Here is a 20,821-nt window from a genome sequence, read left to right as displayed (position 1 = left end):
CCTATTCTTCGTTTACCGCCTCCAATGTATGTACTTTATATTCGAAATCGGGTCCAAAAAGTGTTTTACCATAGGCTTCGATGGTTTCAGCAAAACCGGCTTTAGCTCGACGATCGTTTACAGTTTCAGGGTTCTCTATCGGCCAAATATAATCCACTCCATCTTCAGAAATACCTTGTGTTCCGTAGATTTGTTTTTTTCCTTCGTTCATTAAATAGCGGTCTTCCATGATAGCAACATATTGCATTGAAAGTTCTCCTTCTTGACCTGCTTTCTTTATAATATCAAGGTATTTTGGAACACTTTCTGGATTATGTTGAATTACATTCCAAACAACGCTGTTGGTTGGTTGTCCTACCATCGAACTTCCAGGATATCCATATTGCCCTAGAATACGCTCTACAAACAATAGATTAGCAGAATCTATAACACGTTGCATTGCGTAGAGATCTCCCGTGTATTCTTCTTCTTTTAACCCCATTTCATCGGCCATTGCTTTACGGGCTTCTGGTGTTTCTGCAGTCATTAATTTTCGATACCGCTGGTCTAGAACGGCAATGCTGTCTAAGCGTTGTTTTAAATTAAGATTGAGTTGTGCTGCAGGTTTTTCTAATTTCCTAAGCTTTAAATCGGAAGCATCATTCCAGTGTAATTTTTGCTTAACCGTACCTTTCTGCAATTCGAGAATCCCGGGATTGCTCCGTACAATTGTTTTTAAAGCAGTTTCATCGCAGAAATAAAACTTAAAATTAAGTCCGTAGGTTTCCGCTAACGCTTCTGTAGTATCGGTTGAAGATGACGATAAACCAATTACTTGATAGCCATTTTTTAAAGCTTCGTCTGTAATTTTCTTTACTGGAATAAATCCGTCTTTTTCTGCACTGTTTAAAGTATACGCGACGATAACGATTACATTGTCGGCTGTTAGAAACGCTTCTGTAAAATTCTCATCATCTCGTTCTATCGAAAAATCATGAATGGGTGGTTCGTATCCTGCTTGAACTTCTTCCGTTTCTACTCCTATAAATTCACCTTCGACCTTTGGATAATCCCCATTGGTTGTGATAATTTTTTCTTTACCATCGATATTAAATTTCCATTGATATTCGAAAATGGGCTTGGGGGCATCTTCTGGGAACGCCATACCTTCAGTAATGTTAGCTCCAATTTTATAGGGTCTAAAATCGATTATAGGCAAATGTTGTAATACAAAATAGGTCATTCCAAGGCAGCCTACAAACCCGGCAAATACTACAATACTTCTTAGGTTTGAAGTAAAAAAAGAAGCGATATGTTTTCTTCCGAAGAATAAAATTACAATAAGAACCAACAAGACAAGATCTTTATAAAAAGACTGCCAAGGTGTTAACTTTAGAGCATCACCGAAGCAACCACAATCGGTTACTTTATTAAAGTACGCAGAATAGAAGGTAAGAAATGTAAAAAAGAGAATCATTAGGAGAAGACTCCAAGTTGTAAATTTTCTTGCATATCCAATAAGAAGCATGATTCCTAAAAGCACTTCGAATATAACGACAAAAATAGCGATGAGCAGTGCGTACGGCACTAAAAATTCTAAATTGAGTACGTCTGCTGCAAAATAATCTTTCAGTTTAAATGAAAAACCAACAGGATCATTCAATTTAATAAATCCGCTAATTAAAAATAAAATGGCGACAAAAATTTGTGATATTCCTACGAGTACTTTCATGTTTATTTTTTTTCTTCTAGTTCACTATTTAAATGGATTAGGGCAAATACGGCGTAATTAATCATGTCTTGATAATTTGCGTCGATGCCTTCAGAAACGATAGTTTTTCCTTTGTTATCTTCGATTTGTTTCACTCGCAATAATTTCTGAAGAATAAGATCGGTTAACGAACTTACTCGCATATCACGCCAGGCTTCCCCATAATCGTGATTTTTATCGAGCATTAATTGTTTGGTAATTGCAACTTTTTCGTCGTACAATTGAGTAGCATCTTCTACCGAAAGGTCTGGTTGCTCAACGACACCTTTTTCTAATTGCACCAACGCCATGACCGAATAATTAATAATTCCTATAAATTCACTTCCTGCATCTTCAGCGATTCGCTGTTCTTTATTTTGCTGTAATCCGCGAATACGCTGTGCCTTTATAAAGATTTGGTCGGTTAAAGATGGTAGTCTTAGAATACGCCAAGCACTTCCATAATCTTTCATTTTGTTGATAAACAGCGTTCTGCATTGTTCAATAATTGTATTGTATTGCTGTGACGTATCGGCCATTTTTTAAGTGTAAGATTTTGCGTAAATTTCGCTTAAATAAATCAATTTAAAAAATTGCAGACCCTCAATTGTAAAGGCACCCTTATCGACCTCACACTTCCTAAAGTGATGGGCATTATTAATGTAACGCCCGATTCGTTTTACGATGGTGGTATAGCTACAACACAACAAACAATTTTATACCAAGCAGCGCAAATGCTTGAGGAGGGTGCTACTTTTCTCGATATTGGTGGATACAGTTCCCGCCCAGGTGCCGATGAAATTTCTGAAACAGAAGAGTTACATCGTGTGATCCCTGCAATTAGAGGTATTTTAAAAGAATTTCCCGAAGCGCTTATTTCTATAGACACATTTCGGAGCACGGTAGCTAAAAAAGCAATTGAAGTCGGTGCAGCTGTGGTAAACGATATTTCCGCAGGAAAACTCGATCCTGAAATGCTTGCCACTGTAGGAAAATTACAGGTGCCTTATATCATGATGCACATGCGCGGCACACCAAAAACAATGTCGAAGCACGCAGATTACGAAAATGTTACTCGAGAAGTGTTATTTTATTTTTCGGAACAAATTGCTGCTGCACGGTCGCAAAGAATTAACGATATTATTGTAGATCCCGGTTTTGGTTTTGCAAAAAACTCTGCACATAATTTTGAATTGCTATCAATGCTCGATCTTTTTAAAACACTCGAAGTTCCTATTCTTGGGGGGCTTTCTCGGAAATCGATGATTTATAAAACTCTTGAGAGTACTGCAGAAAAGGCTCTTAATGGTACAACTTCGCTTAATACGGTCGCACTATTAAAAGGAGCTTCAATACTTCGAGTACACGATGTAAAGGAAGCAGTTGAGTGTATTACACTGACTCAAAAACTACATGTCCATGGGGCGTAGAAAAGCACTATTACTTACTATCGCTATCACTATAACCGCAGGAATGATGATCCTATTTGGTACTTCTTCAGATTGTGAGTATCTAATTAAAAATGAAACTGAAAAGTATTTTAGTGGTATTTTAATTGAGAAAAAGCGTGAGAACGGAATCCCTTTAATGGTTCTTTCAGATCATGGAAAATTTAAGAACATATCGTTGCACGGTGAGACTACTGGAGCAAGAGCGTTTTTAAAAATAGGAGATTCCATCGTTAAAAAAGCCGGAGAATTAAACCTTACTATTTTCAGAAATAATACTATGTACACACACGACCTTCGCTATAATTGTCAAGAATTAACAAACAATCTGTAGCCTATTCAAATTTAGAAAAACTAATTTTTAACCTACATTTACATAAAACCTAACGCTTGGAATTTCTAGACATTCGCATTATTGATATTATCGACATCGTTCTGGTGGCGTTTCTCCTTTACTACCTCTACAAACTGGTCAAGGGAACAGTTGCTATTAATATCTTTATTGGGATTGTAATTATTATTGCGATCTGGGAGCTAACCAAGTTGCTTCAAATGGAACTTCTTAGTAAGATTTTAGGAGAGTTTCTGGGAGTAGGAATGTTCGCTTTAATTGTAGTGTTTCAGCAGGAAATTAGAAAATTTCTATTAATGATAGGATCTACAAACTTTGGTGCGCGACGACGATTTTTTAAGCAGTTTAAATTTAATAGTGACGCGGTAACTAAAACGAACGTTGAAGCGGTAATGGCAGCTTGTAAAAAAATGAGCAAAGATGGCACTGGTGCCCTGATAGTTTTTCACCGAAATAACAGTCTCGATTTTGTAAAAAATTCGGGAGACGCCATGCATATGGAGGTTAATCAACCCACTATAGAAAGTATTTTTTTTAAGAACAGTCCGTTGCACGATGGTGCCATTATTATCGAAGAAAACACCGTGACAGCCACAAGAGTAATTTTGCCTGTTTCGAACGATCGTAAAATTCCATTACGCTTTGGATTACGACATCGAGCAGCAGTAGGTATTTCTGAAAAAACCGACGCAGTATGTTTGGTTGTTTCTGAAGAAAATGGGCAAATTTCTTATTTAAAAGATGGAGAATTTGTTTTGTACGATGATTTAGAAGATTTAAAAAATCAACTCAAACAAGACCTTATATTTTAGAGTGAAACTTACTAAATCGATGACGTTTATGTACGTTATTTATTACATCGTTTCTTCTGCCATAAATTGCACTTCGTAAAGATTGCGATAATAGCCATTCTCTTTTTGTAATAATTCTGAATGGGTTCCTGTCTCTACAATTTCACCGTCATCCATTACTAAAATTTTATCAGCCTTTTTAATTGTTGCCAAACGGTGTGCGATTACGATAGAGGTTCTTCCTTTGGTTATTTTTTCGGTGGCCGTCTGAATCATTTCTTCTGAATAGGAATCTACAGAAGAAGTGGCTTCATCCAAAATTAAGATACTTGGCTTACTTACATAAGCGCGCAAAAATGCGATAAGTTGTCTTTGCCCAGAGGATAACATCGACCCACGCTCTTTCACATTATAATGATACCCTCCTGGAAGGGTTTTTATAAATTTATCTACTCCAATGGCTACAGCTGCGGCTTCTACTTCTGCTTCAGTAATATCGGGGTGATTAAGAGTAATATTGTTAAGTATGGTATCAGCAAAAAGAAAAACATCTTGCAACACTACGGCGATCTGGCTGCGCAATGAGGCTAATTTATAGTCTTTTATAGAGGTATTATCGATAGAGATTGTTCCGCTGTTTATCTCGTAAAAACGATTCAGTAAATTTATTATAGTAGATTTTCCAGCTCCAGTGGCCCCTACAATTGCAATGGTTTCTCCCGGAACTACATTAAAAGAAATCCCCTTAATAACTTCTTCTCCCTCTAAATATCCGAAATGCACCTTATCGAAATCGATACGACCTTGAGCATTTTCTAACGTAAGGATTCCACTATCTTGAATGTGCGATTGGGTATCGAGAATTGCAAATACCCTGTTGGCAGCAACCATACCCATTTGAAGGGTATTAAACTTATCGGCGATCTGTCGCAATGGGCGAAAAAGCATTTGAGCTAATTCAATAAATGCAACAATGAGTCCTAGGCTAATCACCCCTCCTTCCACAGCGTTTAAGCCACCATACCAAACTAATAGTCCAATTGCTACCGAAGAAGCCATTTCTGCAATGGGGAAAAAGATCGAGTTGTACCAAACTGTTTTCACCCATGCTTTTTTATGTTTCTCATTAATTTCTTTAAACTGTTTGTAATCTTTTTGTTCTCGATTAAAAATCTGAACGATTTTCATTCCCGTAATGCGTTCCTGCACAAAAGAGTTTAGGTTCGCAACCTGATTTCTCACGTCTTCAAAAGCTACTTTCATAGCACGTTGAAACACTCGTGTTGCATAAATTATAATAGGAAGAATAGCAAACACAATTAAAGACAAGCGCCAGCTTTGATACACCATATATCCTGCAATTACAAACATTTTGAGCAAATCGCTAATAATCATAAACAACCCCTGACTAAAAATACTCGAAATAGTCTCGATATCGTTTACGGCTCGAGTGGTAAGTCTTCCCACAGCACTTTTATCGAAATATTGCATTTTAAAGCTGGTCATAAGTTTAAATAACCGAACTCGCAAATCTTTAATCACACTCTGTCCCAACCAATTTGCATAGAAAATAAAAGCAAATTGAAATAATACTTCAAGTATGAGTACAACTCCCATTACAACAACAAAATACAAAAAGCCTTCTCCATCTTTTGGAACGATAGACTCGTCGATCGCTCGTTGCAAAAGATGAGGACGAATTATGGACAATAACGACATAATAATTGCCGCAAAAGCCACAAAGTAAAAGATCCAACGATAAACATTGGTAAATGCTAATAATCGCCTAAACAACTTAAAATCAAATGCCTTTCCTGAATCTGCCATAGTATTCCCTTCTGGGATCTGTTATTTTGTAAATAGTGTTTCGGGATATGCAACTTCTGTAAGATACAACCCATGAGCTGGAGCCGATGCCCCTGCATTACTTCGGTTTTTCGAATCGAGAATAGTTTGCAATTCATTTAAAGAGCATTTACCATATCCCACTTCAAGCAACGTACCAACAATAGCTCGCACCATATTTCGTAAAAATCGATCTGCCGAAATTTTAAATACCAGTTTTTCGTTTTCTTCTTCCCATTTTGCAGTACTTATATGACAATAATACGTTTTTACATCGGTATTAGAACGCGAGAAACATTGAAAATCTCTATGTGTTAATAGCAATTCTGCGGCCTTATTCATTGCCGTTACATTCGGTATTCGGTGCACCCAATAAGCAAATCCTTCCATAAATGGATTTTTTGAAGTGATAAGCATATATTCATAAGAACGTTTTGTTGCATGAAAACGTGCATGCGCTTCAGAGGTAACGTTACGAATACTTTGAATGGAAATATCCTTCGGCAACAACGAATTTAAACGATATTTTAAATCAATTTCATCTAATTCAAAATCGGTATCAAAATGGGCAAAAAGTTGTTTGGCGTGAACCCCTGTATCGGTCCTCCCTGCTCCAACAACAGGAGTTTCTTTCCGAAGTAATGTGCTTAATGAAGTTTCAACAACCTCCTGCACGGTGATAACAGTGGGTTGGCGTTGCCATCCAAAGTAGTAAGTTCCGAGGTATGCTATTTCTAAAAAGTACCGCAATAGAAAAGATTATTTTTTTGCAAATTTACTAAAACCGTTTCATGAAATTTCGATTTAAGCATGGCAAGTTTTCTTCTGAAATAATACGGGTACTTTTCTTTGTTCTATCTTATTTCTGAAAGAAAAACCATTATTTTTGAAACTATTATTTACTTCTGAAAGCTTTTTGTTTGAAAAAAATACTTCTTCTTAGTGACACTCACAGCTATATGGATGACGCCATTCTGAAACATGTTAAAGAAGCCGATGAAGTGTGGCACGCAGGAGACATTGGAGACCTTAAAGTGACAGACACCATTAAAAAACTAAAACCCTTGCGTGCTGTTTATGGCAATATAGATGACGTTGAAGCGCGGGCAGAATTTCCGTTACACAATCGTTTTGTTTGTGAAGGTGTTGATGTTTGGATTACCCATATTGGAGGCTATCCCGGAAGGTATAATCCTTCAATACGAGAAGAAATTCACAACAATCCTCCTAAATTATTTATTTGTGGTCACTCGCATATTTTAAAGGTAATGCCCGACAAAAAAACAGGATTACTCCATATGAATCCGGGCGCTATTGGTACTCATGGGTTTCATAAAGCGAGAACCATGCTCCGATTTCAGGTTTACAAAGGAAATATCTCAAATCTTGAGGTGATCGAATATGCTAGGTAATTAGTCTTCCGAAGGATCTTTCAAAAAAAAAAAAAAAAAAAAACAGAAAAACAAAAAACCCTTAAAGATGGCATTCTCTAAGGGTCTTGCACTAATAATACTAAGATTGGTTTTAACGTAACCTGTCAACAGATTTTACGAGATCCTCGTCCTTTTTAACGGCCTTATTGGCCAGCACTAAAAAAACGATAGAAATGATAGGAAGTAGCACCCCAATACCCTTCTCTGAAACCAAAGTTTCTCCGGATAATGTTAGTGACCTGTACACGAAAACTCCCAGTAATACAAAGTTTAATATGATATTTAAGCGATTAAGTACAAATTGCAATTGTCGCTTTTTAAAGCTTAAAATAGCGATTATAGCTAATGCAATAGAACCAAATATAAGTCCAAACACTAGCGGTTCGCTACGTGCTATTACAATTCCTCCTTCGGCATCCTGCACTAAAGGAAACCATATATAAAGCGCTCCCATTAATAGGGCTGCAATAATCATATAGATGGTTTGTATTCGTTGTAACATAGATTTATTTAAATTCTCTCAGCAAAAATAGTGTTTCTTTTTAAAAAATTTAAACACAAAATTTAATTTATTGTTGTATTATTGCAGTACTATCCGTAACCAATTCAATAACGGTTACTTAGTCTTCAATAAACTTTTCAATTAATTTACTCTTTCCTATAAGGATTCACAGTAATCAATTTAAACCTATATTCTTACTTACATGTTTGAAATTTCAGAATTAAAAGCAAAAAAGTTACCTGAACTTCAGGAACTAGCTAAAACTTTAAATGTCCCAAAATATCGTACATTAAAAAAATTAGATCTTGTATACCAAATACTTGATTATCAAGCTGCCAATCCTAAAGCAGTCAAAGAAGCCGTCTCAGACGACACTACAAGTTCTTCCGACACTAAATCAGAAGTAAAAAAAGCTCCTGTAGCTAAAAGAGCTCCTAAAAGTTCTAAACCTCGAACTCCTAATCCTAAAAAAGATAATCAGGAAAAGGACACTCGTGATAATAAACCAAATCCGAGAGCTTCACAACCTAAAAAACAAGAAGACTCTAAAAACGATACCAATTCGAAAGATTCTTCTCGTTCGAAACAGGATGACAAACGATCTAACGACTCAAAAAATCAAGACAATCGTCAAAAAAATCAACGAGATAATAAAAAGAACGATAACCGTTCTAACAAATCGAATGACAACCGCAATAGCAAATCGAATGATAATCGCAACAACGGAAATAAGGACAATCGCAACCGTTACCGCGAACCAGATTACGAATTTGATGGTATAATAGAAAGCGAAGGGGTTTTAGACATTATGCAAGACGGCTATGGTTTTCTTCGCTCAAGTGACTACAACTATTTATCGTCTCCTGATGACATTTATGTATCACAATCACAGATTCGCCTTTTTGGGTTAAAAACTGGAGATACAGTTTTAGGAGAGGTACGTCCACCAAAAGAAGGTGAAAAATACTTTCCTCTTATTAAAGTAAATAAAATTAACGGTCTAAATCCGAATGTAGTTCGTGACCGTGTTTCTTTCGAGCATTTAACTCCATTATTCCCACAGGAGAAATTTAATATTGCAGATAGACAAAGTACTATTTCAACTCGAATAATTGATTTGTTCGCTCCTATTGGAAAAGGTCAACGTGGAATGATTGTATCGCAACCAAAGACGGGAAAAACAATGTTGTTAAAAGACATCGCCAATGCGATTGCTGCTAATCACCCTGAGGTATATCAAATAATTTTATTAATTGATGAACGCCCAGAAGAAGTTACCGACATGCAACGTAATGTAAGCGGTGAAGTAGTAGCCTCTACCTTCGATAAGGAAGCAACCGAACATGTTCGTGTAGCAAACCTCGTAATTGATAAAGCAAAGAGATTGGTTGAATGTGGACATGATGTAGTTATTCTCTTAGATTCTATTACACGTCTTGCTAGAGCGTATAATACCGTACAGCCTGCCAGTGGAAAAATATTAAGTGGTGGTGTAGACGCGAATGCATTACACAAACCAAAACGTTTCTTTGGTGCTGCTCGTAATATCGAAAATGGTGGATCTTTAAGTATTATTGCTACGGCACTTACTGAAACTGGATCTAAAATGGACGAAGTTATTTTTGAAGAATTTAAAGGTACTGGTAACATGGAGCTTCAGTTAGATCGAAAAATCTCTAACCGTAGAATCTTTCCGGCGATCGATCTTACTTCTTCAAGTACACGTAGAGATGACTTATTACTTGATGACACAACCATTCAGCGAATGTGGGTACTGCGCAAATATCTTGCAGACATGAACCCTGTTGAAGCCATGGAGTTTATCAACGATCGAGTAAAACAAACACGAAATAATGAAGAGTTTTTGGTGTCTATGAATGGCTAGCTTTTTATTTTAAGAGTACACAAAAAAGGCTGTTGATATTCAACAGCCTTTTTTTTTAAGTATACCTTTAGAGAATACTTTTTACAAGAACCGAGCAATAATTCTCAACGAACTTTTTAAAAGCTAAAAGCATCGGTTACTATAATATTCAGAAAATTATTCTAATTCTCGTAGCACATTTTTTTTGCAATACATTCTAGTTAGTTGAGAGCAGAATTCAAAAGCATTCCCACGTAAAGAAAATGTTCTGTGTTACAAACTAGAGTCAATATTTATTGATCAACAACTGGTATAATTTCGAATGTTAAAATTAAAAAGCTTCAGTAAAACCAGCCGTATAGTCTTTTCATATTAAGCACACGAATAGTATAAAACTAAAAAAGCCTCGCAAATGCGAGGCTTCTTATTAAAGTTTATTGTAAAACTTATTGCTTAACAATCTTCTCTGTAAGTGTTCCAGCAGAAGTAGTAACTTTTAAAATGTAAACACCAGCAGATAAATCAGCTGTATTCATTTTTCCTCCTACTAATTGAGCATTAACTTTCTTACCTAATACATCGTAGATAGCAGCATCCATGATCTCTACAGAAGCAGGAACTTTTACGTTCAACTCATTAGATGTAGGGTTAGGATACACAGCAACTTGAGATAATAAGTTATCATCAACTCCTAAAGTTGCATCAACTACAAGGTTTAATACATAATCATCTGGAAAACCTCCACCAATGTCCTCAGTTGGCGTTGGGTCAGTAATTGCACACCCGTCAGAAGAAAGGTAAGAAGGAGCTGTTTCACCAGAAGTGTTTTGTCCAATTCTGAAGTTTACTGTCTCGTCAGCGTCAAAAACTTCAATAACGATTTCATCAGAAGCTTCAACTCCAATAGGAGCGTCTAAAGTTAAAATCTTAAGTGTGTTAGCATCACTTTCTTCGAAATTTAATTCTTGAGAAGCGATAAGAGTTCTTGTTCCACCAGGGAAAGCTCCATCACTTGTGTAAAGATTTACAGTAACAAAAGATGCTGCTGTTGCACCATTCGCAGAACCAACAGCTACTTCTACTTTAACTACGTTAGTTGCTTCAGTAATATCAAAATCAGCTAAAACGTAAGATCTCCAAAAACTATTAGTTGTTGAGATACCAGAATCTGTATTTGCACAAGCTACACCACCTCCAAAGTTAAGTGCATCTGTTGAGTGAGACAAAATCATCTCTTGAGCAGAAAGCCCCCAAGATGCGATTATTGCCATACATAATAAAGTAATTTTTTTCATAATTATTTGTTTTAAAATTAGGATTAAAGCTCAAATATAGAAAAACGATTTCTAAATATCTATAAAATTTTCAGAGATTTGTAAAAATTAGCCTAAATCACTTAAACCAATACTCAATGATTATTTTTCTTAAAGAAAAGTCATTATTCATTTTTTTTGCATGTGTAAATATTTTCTTTCTTTACAGCTGTTCATCTAAACAAAACGAATCGAATTTTGATTTCACCACTAAATTCGAAACATCTAACGGGACTGAAACCTCAAAGTACCACGAAGTAATTAATTTCTACGAGAAATTAGCAGAGACTCAAAATTCTGTTTCTATTTATACGATGAATAATACCGACAGCGGAGAACCATTACATTTGGTTACATTCAATCCAAATCGCAGTTTCGAATCTGAATTCTCAGGAGAACGTGACAAAAATATACTCCTAATTAATAACGGTATTCATCCTGGAGAAAGTGATGGTATCGATGCTACTATGATGCTAATGAGAGATCTAGCAGATGGAACAATCGAAGCTCCTAAAAATACAATTATTGCAACCATACCTATATATAATATTGGTGGTGCATTAAACCGAAACAGCGCTACACGCACGAATCAAAATGGACCTACAGCATACGGATTTCGAGGAAATGCTAGAAATTACGACCTTAATAGAGACTTTATTAAATCCGACACTAAAAATGCAAAAGCTTTTGCTCACCTCTTTCAAATCGTAAAGCCCGATTTCTTCATAGATAATCACGTAAGTAATGGAGCAGATTATCAATATACACTTACTCATTTATTTACCCAGCATAACAAATTAGGAGGCCCGCTCGGCAACTACCTTCATACTTCATTAATGACACAACTTGAAGACTCCTTAGCTAAGCAAGATTGGGATATTACTCCATATGTAAATGTTTTTAATAGCACTCCAGAAAAAGGATTTACCCAATTTATGGATTCTCCACGTTACTCAACTGGATACGCGACCTTATTTAATACGCTGGGAATGATGGTGGAAACTCATATGCTAAAACCCTACAAACAACGTGTTGAAGGCACCTACGAACTCATGAAACAATTCATCTCCATCGCCGACAAAGACGCAGAACTGGTAAAAGAGCTTCGTAAAAATGCACCTTCCAATTACAAACCTGGAAGTGAATATCCAATTCAATGGACAACAGACAGCACACAAACAACCACCTTACATTTTAAAGGATTCGAAGGCACTATGGAACCAAGTAATATTACAGGATCAAACCGACTTCGATACGATACAAACAAACCTTTTACACGTGACGTTACGTATTACAATTATATAAAACCAACAAAAAACATTACTATTCCTTCTCATTATATTATTCCAAAAGGATACTGGGACATTATAGAACTTTTAAAACTGAATAAAATTAAATATACCACAGTAAAAAAAGACACTATAATTGCTTCGGAAGTGTACCATATAAAAAGCTACAAAACTGTAAATACTCCTTATGAAGGTCACTACCTTCATTACAACACAGAAACCGAAACCACTTCTGAAGACGTATCGGTCCAAAAAGGAGACTATCTAATAGACACACAACAACGAGGAGTTCGTTATCTTCTTGAAACGTTAGAACCTTCAGCTCCAGATTCGTTTTTTAATTGGAATTTCTTTGACCCGATACTTCAGCAAAAAGAAGGATTTTCACCTTATGTTTGGGAGGATAAGGCAGAACAATTTTTAGAACAACACCCTGAAATTAAAAAAGAATTCGAATCGAAGAAACAAAATGACCCCGAATTTGCCGCAAATTGGTATGCGCAATTAGACTGGATTCATAAAAAATCACCTCATTACGAAAAAGCACATTTACGATACCCGATCGTTCGGGTGCGTGGTTAAATATTCCTTTGGAAAGAGCAACTTTATATTTTCATAAGAATCTTGAAGAGCTTTTTGAGCTTTTTCAAAATTTTTCCATCGCACTTTTTTAATCCCTTCTTCTGGTTCGGGAATTAAATCCCCATCGTAATCGGTGTACATTTCGAACCAATAAGTCACTTTTAAGCGAAACTTATCGTTGCGTTTAAAGATGTGATATGTTTTTTTAATAAACCGACGTACTTCGAGATTCTTTACACCTGTCTCTTCTTCCGTTTCCCGAATAGCAGCTTCCTCGTACGATTCTCCTTTCTCCACCTTTCCTTTCGGAAGATCCCACTTTCCGTTGCGACGTATAAATAAAATTTCTTTTTTACTATTGTAAACCAATCCACCACCAGCTTCTACTACCTTAATTTTCTTCCGAAGAAATTGCTCTAACTTCTCAGCATTTTTATGGTAAATATTCACATAGAGCAACTCACCATTTGTAATCTTACGAATTAGTTTTTTAAATTTCACCTCTTTAAGTGGGATCGAGGTATACTGCTTGCCTATTTTTTTCTCTGTTGAGAGAATTATGGGAATTTCTTTAACAAAAACTTTATACATTTGCAGTATGATATTAGACAAAGAAACAGCTCAAAAAACCGCTGAATTATTATTGCAAATTAATGCAATTAAATTACAACCACAAAACCCTTTTACGTGGGCTTCGGGTTGGAAATCTCCTATTTATTGTGATAACCGTATTACACTTTCATACCCGATGATACGAAATTTCTTACGGGAAAATTTGGCGAAACAAATTGAACACCTTTACGGGAAACCCGACTGCATCGCAGGTGTAGCGACTGGAGCTATTGGTATTGGTGCTTTAGTAGCGGACTATCTAAACCTCCCTTTTTGTTACGTTCGTCCAGAAGCTAAGAAGCACGGAAGACAAAATAAAATTGAAGGTTTTATTGAAGCTGGACAAAATGTAGTGGTCGTAGAAGATTTAATAAGTACTGGAAAAAGTAGTCTATTGGCAGTAGAAGCACTACAAGAAGCAAACATGAATGTAAAAGGTATGGTTGCAATATTCACCTATGGATTTGATGTTGCTGAAGAGAACTTTAAAAAAGCCGCTATTCAACTTCATACGTTAAGTGATTATGCCAGTTTATTAATTCAAGCTGAAAAATCTCAATACATCACTACGGAAGATAGTAATCTATTATCCACTTGGCGTAACGACCCATCCATTTGGGGTAAATAAAAGTCATTAAAAAAAGGCACTGTTATTGCCATACATAAGATCCTATAAACCTTCTTAATTTTATCTATGAAACTAAATAGTAAAAAAGTATTAGTAAAAAAATCTGCGGAGGATCTCTGTGTTTTTTTGAGTGATGTCAAAAATTTTAAACAATTAATGCCTGAAAATACATCTAAGTTTGAAGTTATTAATGAAAAAGCATTTGTGTTTGCATTAAAAGGCATGCCCGAAATCGCGTTAGAAGTAAAAGAAGTGAATTCACCAAATTCAGTAATATTAGGTGCTATGAGTGATAAACTCCCTTTTACACTAACAGCAGACATTACCCCAATAGACGAAACGTCTTCAGAAGTTGAACTACTCTTCGAAGGAGAATTTAACAGCATGATGGCAATGATGATTAAAAGTCCGATCTCTAAATTTATTGGAACTTTAAGTGAAAAGATGAGTACACTCTAATATAGAAGCCTAATTTGTTTTACTTCGAATGTTTTAATAACATCTTGCTCTTTTTCTACAATTAATTCACCATTATCCTTAACGCCACGGATAATTCCAGAAAATTGATTGCCATTGGGAGTTTCAAAAGTGGAAACGACGCCTTTTTTAAATAATGATGCCTCGTACTTCGTTTTAATTTCTTCGGAAGAAAACCTCTCAATTTCAGAGAGATGCTTCAGTAGTATTTTTGAAACATGTTGCAATACATCATCTAGATTAAAAATACAACCAGAAGCTAAGTGTAAAGAAGTTGCTTGTGGCAATTCATCAAACTCAGTTTCATTCACATTTAAGCCTACTCCTACTATTGCCGTAGCGATTGTATCTTGTTGCAACTGATTTTCAATTAGAACACCACAGCATTTCTTCCCTCCTGCCAATATGTCGTTAGGCCATTTAATTTCTATATTAGAAATATTTAATTGTTCTAAGGCCTCTTTTATAGCGATGGCCGTGGTAAATAAAACAGTTGCATGCGCAGATATTGGCAACGAATTAAATGACTTAAACACACTAAATGTAAGGCTTTCCCCCTCTTTCGACTGCCATGAAGCCCCTACCTGTCCACGACCATTTGTTTGCGCATTTGCAACAACGACCAAACCATCTTCGGGGCGTGTTTCCCTACTTAAATTTTTAAGGTAGGTGTTTGTTGAGTCAATGGCATTAAGTTTGATTATCTTCACAGCGTAAATGAAACGTTTAGTATTGCAATTTTAAGCGTTTCAAGAAACAAAAAAGTAATAACTTTGCGGAAATATTTTTTTAATGTCGAAAAAGGAAAAAGAAACAGATCAACTTATTACCCAAATAATTATAGGAATTGAAGATGTTAAGGGACAAGATATTGAAATACTTGACCTTAGAGAGATAGAAAACACCGTATGCGATTATTTCATTATCTGTAATGGAACTTCAAACACACAGGTAAATGCAATCGTAAATTCAGTTCAAAAAACCGTTAGTAAGGCTTTGAAAGAAAAGCCATGGCATGTAGAAGGAAGCGATAATTCTGAATGGATTCTTATGGACTTCGTGCATGTAGTGGTTCATGTCTTTCAGAAACATATTCGTGAATTCTACGATATAGAAGGACTTTGGGGCGATGCAAAATCGGTAAAAATTGAAACAACACACTAAAAGAAATTAAGCCTCATGGCAGAAGAAACAAATAAAAAAGGAAAAGACAACAAACCAGAAAAGAAGAAGCCTAAATTTAGTGCTTATTGGCTATACGCAGCCATCTTACTTGGTTTTATAGGAATTCAATTTTTTGGCGGTGGTAGCTGGGCACAACCTGAAAAAACCACACAATCTCAATTTGAATCCTATCTTCGAAATGGCGATGTAGAAAAAGTAGAAATTGTAAATAAAAAAATAGCCAAGGTTTTTTTAACACCCGACGCTAAAACAAAAGAAGTTCATTCTAAAAAGAATGGAAACAGTATTCTTTCGCCTGGACCGAATGACGCTTCGTATCAATTTGAATTTGGTGATTTACAGAATTTTGAAAATGACATCAACACGATTAAGGAAAACAATAATTTAGATACGCAGGTAGTCTGGAACACCGAATCGAATATGTGGGGTGATCTATTAATTACCCTACTCCCATTTGTTGTTATTATTGGTATCTGGATATTTATCATGCGACGAATGTCATCTGGTGCCGGCGGAGGAGCTGGAGGTCAGATTTTTAATATTGGAAAATCAAAAGCAAAATTATTCGACGAAAAAATGGATGTGAAAACATCTTTTAAAGACGTTGCAGGACTTGAAGGAGCTAAAGAAGAGGTGCAAGAAATTGTAGACTTTCTTAAAAACCCAGAAAAGTATACTTCATTAGGTGGTAAAATTCCGAAGGGAGCTTTATTAGTTGGTCCTCCAGGAACAGGAAAAACCTTATTGGCTAGAGCTGTTGCAGGAGAAGCTAAAGTGCCTTTCTTCTCACTATCAGGATCAGATTTTGTAGAAATGTTCGTAGGTGTGGGTGCTTCTAGAGTACGAGACCTTTTTAAACAAGCTAAAGAAAAATCTCCATCGATCATTTTTATTGATGAGATTGATGCAATTGGTAGAGCCCGTGGAAAAAGTAATTTTTCTGGATCTAACGATGAACGAGAAAATACGCTGAACCAACTCCTAACAGAAATGGACGGTTTTGGAACCAACACCAATGTTATTGTTGTAGCGGCAACTAACCGCGCCGATGTACTTGACAAAGCTTTAATGCGTGCAGGTCGTTTTGATCGACAGATTTATGTTGATCTGCCAGATGTAAGAGAACGAAAAGAAATTTTTGAAGTACACTTACGCCCATTAAAAAAAGACGACTCTCTTGACACCGATTTCTTAGCAAAACAAACTCCTGGATTTTCGGGAGCAGATATTGCAAATGTTTGTAATGAAGCTGCATTAATTGCTGCCCGTAAAGAAAAGAAACATGTTGGAAAACAAGATTTTCTAGATGCTGTTGATAGAATTGTTGGAGGATTAGAAAAAAAGAATAAAATTATTACACCTGGTGAGAAAAAAGCCATTGCATATCATGAAGCAGGACACGCTACTGTTAGCTGGATGCTCGAACATGCTGCGCCGTTAGTAAAAGTAACTATTGTGCCTCGTGGACAATCATTAGGAGCAGCTTGGTATTTACCAGAAGAACGCCTTATTGTTCGTCCTAATCAAATGCTTGATGAAATGTGTGCTGCCTTAGGGGGGCGTGCTGCAGAAAAAGTTATTTTTAATGAGATCTCAACGGGAGCCTTGAGCGATCTTGAAAAAGTAACAAAGCAAGCAAGAGCTATGGTAACTGTATACGGACTAAACGAAAAATTAGGAAATCTAACCTATTACGATTCGAGTGGACAATCGGAATATAACTTTTCTAAACCTTATAGTGAAAAGACCGCTGAAATGATCGATAAAGAAATTTCGAATCTTATCGAAACTCAATATCAGCGTGCTATAGACCTGCTAGAAAAGAATAAAGATAAGTTAACCGAACTCGCAGAAGTTTTACTTGAAAAAGAAGTAATTTTCAAGGACAATCTACAAAAAATCTTTGGAGATCGCCCGTTTGAAGGAACACAAGAAGAGAAAGTGGTAACTACATAGTTACCATTTTTTCTTACTTAGCAGAAAGAACAGACATCTAAATCGTAATTTGCTTGAAGATTTCCTATCTTTGAAGAACGAGTAAATAACACAACTCCTCAATTGTTTAAACTAAATGGGTCTATTTAAAAGACTTTTAAATCCTAATTACAAATCGTCGGAAGAAAAATCGAAAAATTCTGACCATGGGAAATATTATCCAGATGAGAAACTTCCTCTGGACGAAAAATTTACATTTAATTTTAACAGAAACGGAGGTAAATTTCTTTATTGTGAAACCAGTGAAGAAGTTATGGAAGCGTTCGATAATATCTTATTGGAAAATGATTGGTATGAAAAAGATGTCTTTTGCATCAATCAACAACTTACTTCCAAATTTGATGGCTTCAATCTTAACTTTGTAAAAAATACCAACGCACCGTTTTTTGTTTCCACTTGCGAAGCATTGGTTGCTGCAAATGGTTCCATCTTATTATCTTCAAATCAGATTAAAGAAAAGAAATTAAAAGAACTTCCATTCAATATTATCATTTTTGCGACTACAAGTCAGCTTATTGAGACCATAAGTGAGGGACTTCGTAAAATCAAAGATCAAAGCGGTACACATATACCTACCAATATCACTACAATTCAAGACTTTGAAACAGAAAAAGAAAAGGACTTTATGAGTTATGGAAGTAGCACAAAAAACCTATATTTGTTGCTACTGGAAGACCTATAATATGAAGGAACTTATTGTGCGAACCCTTTCGGGAGCACTATACATTTCAATAGTACTATTCTCAATGTTCACCTCGCGTGAATGGTTTATGGGACTCTTCTTAGTACTCGCCGTTATTACCTTAAGTGAATTTTTAAAACTAGTACATTTAACAAGCTACCTTGCGTATGCTCTATTAGGACTTGCACTATATTTCTTAAGTTATGATACGTTTGAAATGAATGCCGTGTACGTATATTTAATTCTTTCAGGGTTTGTAAATTTATTTCTCCTTAAAGATGTTCTATGGGTAAATAAAATCCCTATGTTCGAAAAGAAAAAATATGTAACAGTTGTTTTATATATAATTAGTGGGTTTGTCTTTTTAACCTTAATCCCTATGGTTACTGGTGAATTTATACCAACAATTGTTGTTGGGGTATTTATACTCATCTGGGCAAATGATACGTTTGCATATCTAATTGGTAAAAATTTCGGTCGAACCAAGCTTTTAGAACGTATCTCTCCTAAAAAAACAATAGAAGGATTTGTTGGCGGACTTTTAGGGGCGGTTATCACAAGTTTTATTATCTTTAAGTATACCAATATTTACGAACTTTGGGTTTGGATCGGGATTGCTTTTATGGCATCTATCTTTGGAACAATTGGAGACCTCATACAATCTAAGTTTAAACGACAGGCAGGAGTAAAAGACAGCGGTGTTTTAATGCCTGGTCATGGAGGTTTGTACGATCGTCTCGACAGTATTATTTATTCGAGCCCTTTTATATATGCATTTTTAGAAATTGTAGAGTATGTTTCATAAAGAAGGACATAAAATTATTTTAGGCACATTGGGTATTGTCATAGCCTTTAGTCTAGCTGCTAATTATTTTATTGAAGATTCAATAATTAAAGGAGGTATTGTAATTACACTCATAGCACTGTTGGTACTAATTCTTCAATTTTTTCGAAATCCGAAACGTTCTTTTTCCGCAAGTGATCTTCAAATACTTTCTCCAGTGGATGGTAAAGTGGTTGTTATTGAAGAAGTCTTTGAAAAAGAATATTATAACGAAAAACGACTACAAGTCTCTGTATTCATGTCCCCTTTAAATGTGCATGTTACTCGTTATCCTGTAGGAGGTGAAGTGGTATTTAGCAAATACCATCCTGGAAAATTTTTAGTGGCGTGGCATCCAAAATCTTCCGAAGAAAACGAGCGAACTACCGTAGTGGTACGAACAAAAAATTTTGGAGATATTTTACACCGCCAAATTGCAGGTGCATTAGCCAAACGAATTGTAAATTATGCTAAAGAGGGCGAACAAGTTGCACAAGCATCAGATAGTGGGTTTATTAAATTTGGATCTCGAGTTGACGTCTTCTTACCTTTAGGCAGCAAACTAAATGTAAAACTTAACGAAAAAGTTAAAGGCGGACTTACAGTACTTGCTTCAAAATGACATCCGAAGAAATAGATATCGCTTTTAAAAATGCTGTAAAAAGTATTAATGATCACGAGAAACCCTTTCCAGCCGATTTTCTTTTACGCCTCTATGCGTATTATAAAAGAGCTACAAATTCTAACGACCTCCCTTCAAGCAGCAATCCGCTTATAAGTGCTTTCAAAACCAATGCACTATTTCAAACAAAGAATTTAGAACCAGATGAAGCAAAAATTCTTTATATCGAAGCTGTTACCCATTATTTTTTATATCGAAAATAGCACAACTTAAATTCATAGCATAAAAAAAGGACCACATAACTGTAGTCCTTTAGAATTAGTGAGAAAATATAATTAAGCCTGTTGAGCCTTATTAAATTTAATCTCATAGGTTTCTATTGCCTCATTGATTTTTTCGACATTATCTGAAGCTTTTTGATGTGCCGCTTCCATCGCTTTTTCCAGTTCTGAATCAGGGTTCTGAAAAAGATCTGTAATTATGTGGTTAATTTTATCGATAATGCTCTCTTGACTATTCTTAACATCTTCAAGCTTCGCAAGCATTCCTTGCATTTGGTCATATTTAGACTGATCCATGATTTTATATTTTTAAACAATATACCATCACGATTAATCACCTAACAAGTAATTAACTGCCTTTTAAAACA

23 protein-coding genes are annotated in these 20,821 nt (G+C 35.7%); 14 read left to right on the top strand and 9 right to left on the bottom strand.

The window, feature by feature from the left end; genetic code table 11:
- Position 1 precedes the first annotated feature (1 nt).
- Positions 2 to 1,711, bottom strand: coding sequence for a BT_3928 family protein (locus ULVI_RS14250; RefSeq protein ID WP_068593462.1), 1,710 nt, complete (start codon positions 1,709 to 1,711; stop codon positions 2 to 4).
- Positions 1,712 to 1,713: 2 nt separating this feature from the next.
- Positions 1,714 to 2,268, bottom strand: a complete 555-nt coding sequence (locus tag ULVI_RS14245) for a DUF1599 domain-containing protein (RefSeq protein WP_068593461.1) — start codon at positions 2,266 to 2,268, stop codon at positions 1,714 to 1,716.
- 108 nt (positions 2,269 to 2,376) lie between these two features.
- On the opposite strand from ULVI_RS14245, the gene folP reads away from it, so the two are divergent.
- The 3 genes from folP to ULVI_RS14230 are packed head-to-tail and all read left to right on the top strand — an operon-like array spanning position 2,377 to position 4,341.
- Positions 2,377 to 3,159: a dihydropteroate synthase gene (gene folP / locus ULVI_RS14240; protein WP_068593497.1), complete on the top strand. Its 783-nt coding sequence runs from the start codon at positions 2,377 to 2,379 to the stop codon at positions 3,157 to 3,159.
- A complete protein-coding gene (locus ULVI_RS14235) occupies positions 3,149 to 3,511 on the top strand; it encodes a hypothetical protein (RefSeq protein WP_068593460.1) in 363 nt (120 codons plus the stop codon). The genes folP and ULVI_RS14235 overlap by 11 nt, the downstream gene beginning before the upstream one ends.
- A gap of 56 nt (positions 3,512 to 3,567) precedes the next feature.
- The gene (locus tag ULVI_RS14230; RefSeq protein WP_068593459.1) at positions 3,568 to 4,341 is read left to right on the top strand and encodes a diadenylate cyclase; all 774 of its coding nucleotides are present in this window, start codon (positions 3,568 to 3,570) and stop codon (positions 4,339 to 4,341) included.
- 42 nt (positions 4,342 to 4,383) lie between these two features.
- Here ULVI_RS14230 and ULVI_RS14225 read toward each other — a convergent pair whose 3' ends face one another.
- Both ULVI_RS14225 and truA read right to left on the bottom strand, forming a co-directional pair.
- On the bottom strand, positions 4,384 to 6,147 hold the full coding sequence (locus ULVI_RS14225) for an ABC transporter ATP-binding protein (protein WP_068593458.1): 1,764 nt from the start codon (positions 6,145 to 6,147) through the stop codon (positions 4,384 to 4,386).
- 21 nt (positions 6,148 to 6,168) lie between these two features.
- Positions 6,169 to 6,915, bottom strand: coding sequence for a tRNA pseudouridine(38-40) synthase TruA (truA, locus tag ULVI_RS14220; RefSeq protein WP_068593457.1), 747 nt, complete (start codon positions 6,913 to 6,915; stop codon positions 6,169 to 6,171).
- A gap of 170 nt (positions 6,916 to 7,085) precedes the next feature.
- On the opposite strand from truA, the gene ULVI_RS14215 reads away from it, so the two are divergent.
- Positions 7,086 to 7,577: a metallophosphoesterase family protein gene (locus tag ULVI_RS14215; protein WP_068593456.1), complete on the top strand. Its 492-nt coding sequence runs from the start codon at positions 7,086 to 7,088 to the stop codon at positions 7,575 to 7,577.
- Between the two features lie 112 nt (positions 7,578 to 7,689).
- On the opposite strand, the gene ULVI_RS14210 is transcribed toward ULVI_RS14215, so the two are convergent.
- A complete protein-coding gene (locus ULVI_RS14210; protein ID WP_068593455.1) occupies positions 7,690 to 8,100 on the bottom strand; it encodes a DUF4293 domain-containing protein in 411 nt (136 codons plus the stop codon).
- Between the two features lie 202 nt (positions 8,101 to 8,302).
- Between ULVI_RS14210 and rho the strand changes: the two genes are divergently transcribed.
- Positions 8,303 to 9,985: a transcription termination factor Rho gene (gene rho / locus ULVI_RS14205; RefSeq protein WP_068593454.1), complete on the top strand. Its 1,683-nt coding sequence runs from the start codon at positions 8,303 to 8,305 to the stop codon at positions 9,983 to 9,985.
- A 425-nt stretch (positions 9,986 to 10,410) separates the two neighbouring features.
- On the opposite strand, the gene ULVI_RS14200 is transcribed toward rho, so the two are convergent.
- Positions 10,411 to 11,259: a T9SS type A sorting domain-containing protein gene (locus tag ULVI_RS14200; RefSeq protein ID WP_068593453.1), complete on the bottom strand. Its 849-nt coding sequence runs from the start codon at positions 11,257 to 11,259 to the stop codon at positions 10,411 to 10,413.
- A 116-nt stretch (positions 11,260 to 11,375) separates the two neighbouring features.
- Between ULVI_RS14200 and ULVI_RS14195 the strand changes: the two genes are divergently transcribed.
- Positions 11,376 to 13,148, top strand: coding sequence for a M14 family metallopeptidase (locus ULVI_RS14195; protein WP_157632640.1), 1,773 nt, complete (start codon positions 11,376 to 11,378; stop codon positions 13,146 to 13,148).
- On the opposite strand, the gene ULVI_RS14190 is transcribed toward ULVI_RS14195, so the two are convergent.
- Complete coding sequence (locus tag ULVI_RS14190; RefSeq protein WP_068593452.1) at positions 13,116 to 13,739, bottom strand: NUDIX hydrolase; 624 nt, start codon at positions 13,737 to 13,739, stop codon at positions 13,116 to 13,118. The genes ULVI_RS14195 and ULVI_RS14190 overlap by 33 nt on opposite strands.
- Positions 13,740 to 13,746: 7 nt before the next feature.
- Here ULVI_RS14190 and pyrE point away from each other — a divergent pair, with 7 nt between their 5' ends.
- Positions 13,747 to 14,388: an orotate phosphoribosyltransferase gene (gene pyrE, locus ULVI_RS14185; RefSeq protein WP_068593495.1), complete on the top strand. Its 642-nt coding sequence runs from the start codon at positions 13,747 to 13,749 to the stop codon at positions 14,386 to 14,388.
- A 66-nt stretch (positions 14,389 to 14,454) separates the two neighbouring features.
- Positions 14,455 to 14,847 (top strand): orotate phosphoribosyltransferase, encoded by a 393-nt coding sequence (locus ULVI_RS14180; protein WP_068593451.1) that lies wholly within the window; start codon positions 14,455 to 14,457, stop codon positions 14,845 to 14,847.
- Here the strand turns inward: ULVI_RS14180 and ULVI_RS14175 are convergent.
- A complete protein-coding gene (locus tag ULVI_RS14175; RefSeq protein WP_068593450.1) occupies positions 14,844 to 15,575 on the bottom strand; it encodes a biotin--[acetyl-CoA-carboxylase] ligase in 732 nt (243 codons plus the stop codon). The genes ULVI_RS14180 and ULVI_RS14175 overlap by 4 nt on opposite strands.
- An 82-nt stretch (positions 15,576 to 15,657) precedes the next feature.
- Here ULVI_RS14175 and rsfS point away from each other — a divergent pair, with 82 nt between their 5' ends.
- The 6 genes from rsfS to ULVI_RS14145 all read left to right on the top strand — a co-directional run bounded on the left by rsfS (position 15,658) and on the right by ULVI_RS14145 (position 20,435).
- Positions 15,658 to 16,029 carry a ribosome silencing factor gene (gene rsfS / locus ULVI_RS14170; protein WP_068593449.1) on the top strand — a complete coding sequence of 124 codons (372 nt, stop codon included), beginning with the start codon at positions 15,658 to 15,660 and terminating at the stop codon, positions 16,027 to 16,029.
- Positions 16,030 to 16,044: 15 nt separating this feature from the next.
- A complete protein-coding gene (gene ftsH, locus ULVI_RS14165; RefSeq protein WP_068593448.1) occupies positions 16,045 to 18,006 on the top strand; it encodes an ATP-dependent zinc metalloprotease FtsH in 1,962 nt (653 codons plus the stop codon).
- 115 nt (positions 18,007 to 18,121) lie between these two features.
- Positions 18,122 to 18,727: an LUD domain-containing protein gene (locus ULVI_RS14160; protein ID WP_068593447.1), complete on the top strand. Its 606-nt coding sequence runs from the start codon at positions 18,122 to 18,124 to the stop codon at positions 18,725 to 18,727.
- Between the two features lies 1 nt (position 18,728).
- Entirely contained in the window at positions 18,729 to 19,532 is an 804-nt protein-coding gene (locus ULVI_RS14155) for a phosphatidate cytidylyltransferase (protein ID WP_068593446.1), read from the top strand.
- Positions 19,522 to 20,172 carry a phosphatidylserine decarboxylase family protein gene (locus ULVI_RS14150; RefSeq protein ID WP_068593445.1) on the top strand — a complete coding sequence of 217 codons (651 nt, stop codon included), beginning with the start codon at positions 19,522 to 19,524 and terminating at the stop codon, positions 20,170 to 20,172. Before ULVI_RS14155 ends, ULVI_RS14150 begins: the two co-directional genes overlap by 11 nt.
- Complete coding sequence (locus ULVI_RS14145) at positions 20,169 to 20,435, top strand: acyl-CoA-binding protein (RefSeq protein WP_068593444.1); 267 nt, start codon at positions 20,169 to 20,171, stop codon at positions 20,433 to 20,435. Before ULVI_RS14150 ends, ULVI_RS14145 begins: the two co-directional genes overlap by 4 nt.
- 72 nt (positions 20,436 to 20,507) lie before the next feature.
- On the opposite strand, the gene ULVI_RS14140 is transcribed toward ULVI_RS14145, so the two are convergent.
- Positions 20,508 to 20,750 (bottom strand): hypothetical protein, encoded by a 243-nt coding sequence (locus ULVI_RS14140; protein WP_068593443.1) that lies wholly within the window; start codon positions 20,748 to 20,750, stop codon positions 20,508 to 20,510.
- Positions 20,751 to 20,821: the final 71 nt, after the last annotated feature.

It is taken from the genome of Cochleicola gelatinilyticus, from assembly GCF_001637325.1.
GTDB lineage: Bacteria > Bacteroidota > Bacteroidia > Flavobacteriales > Flavobacteriaceae > Cochleicola > Cochleicola gelatinilyticus.
The sequence above is the reverse complement of the archived record's forward strand: the minus strand, read 5'-3'. Positions and strand labels throughout refer to the sequence as shown.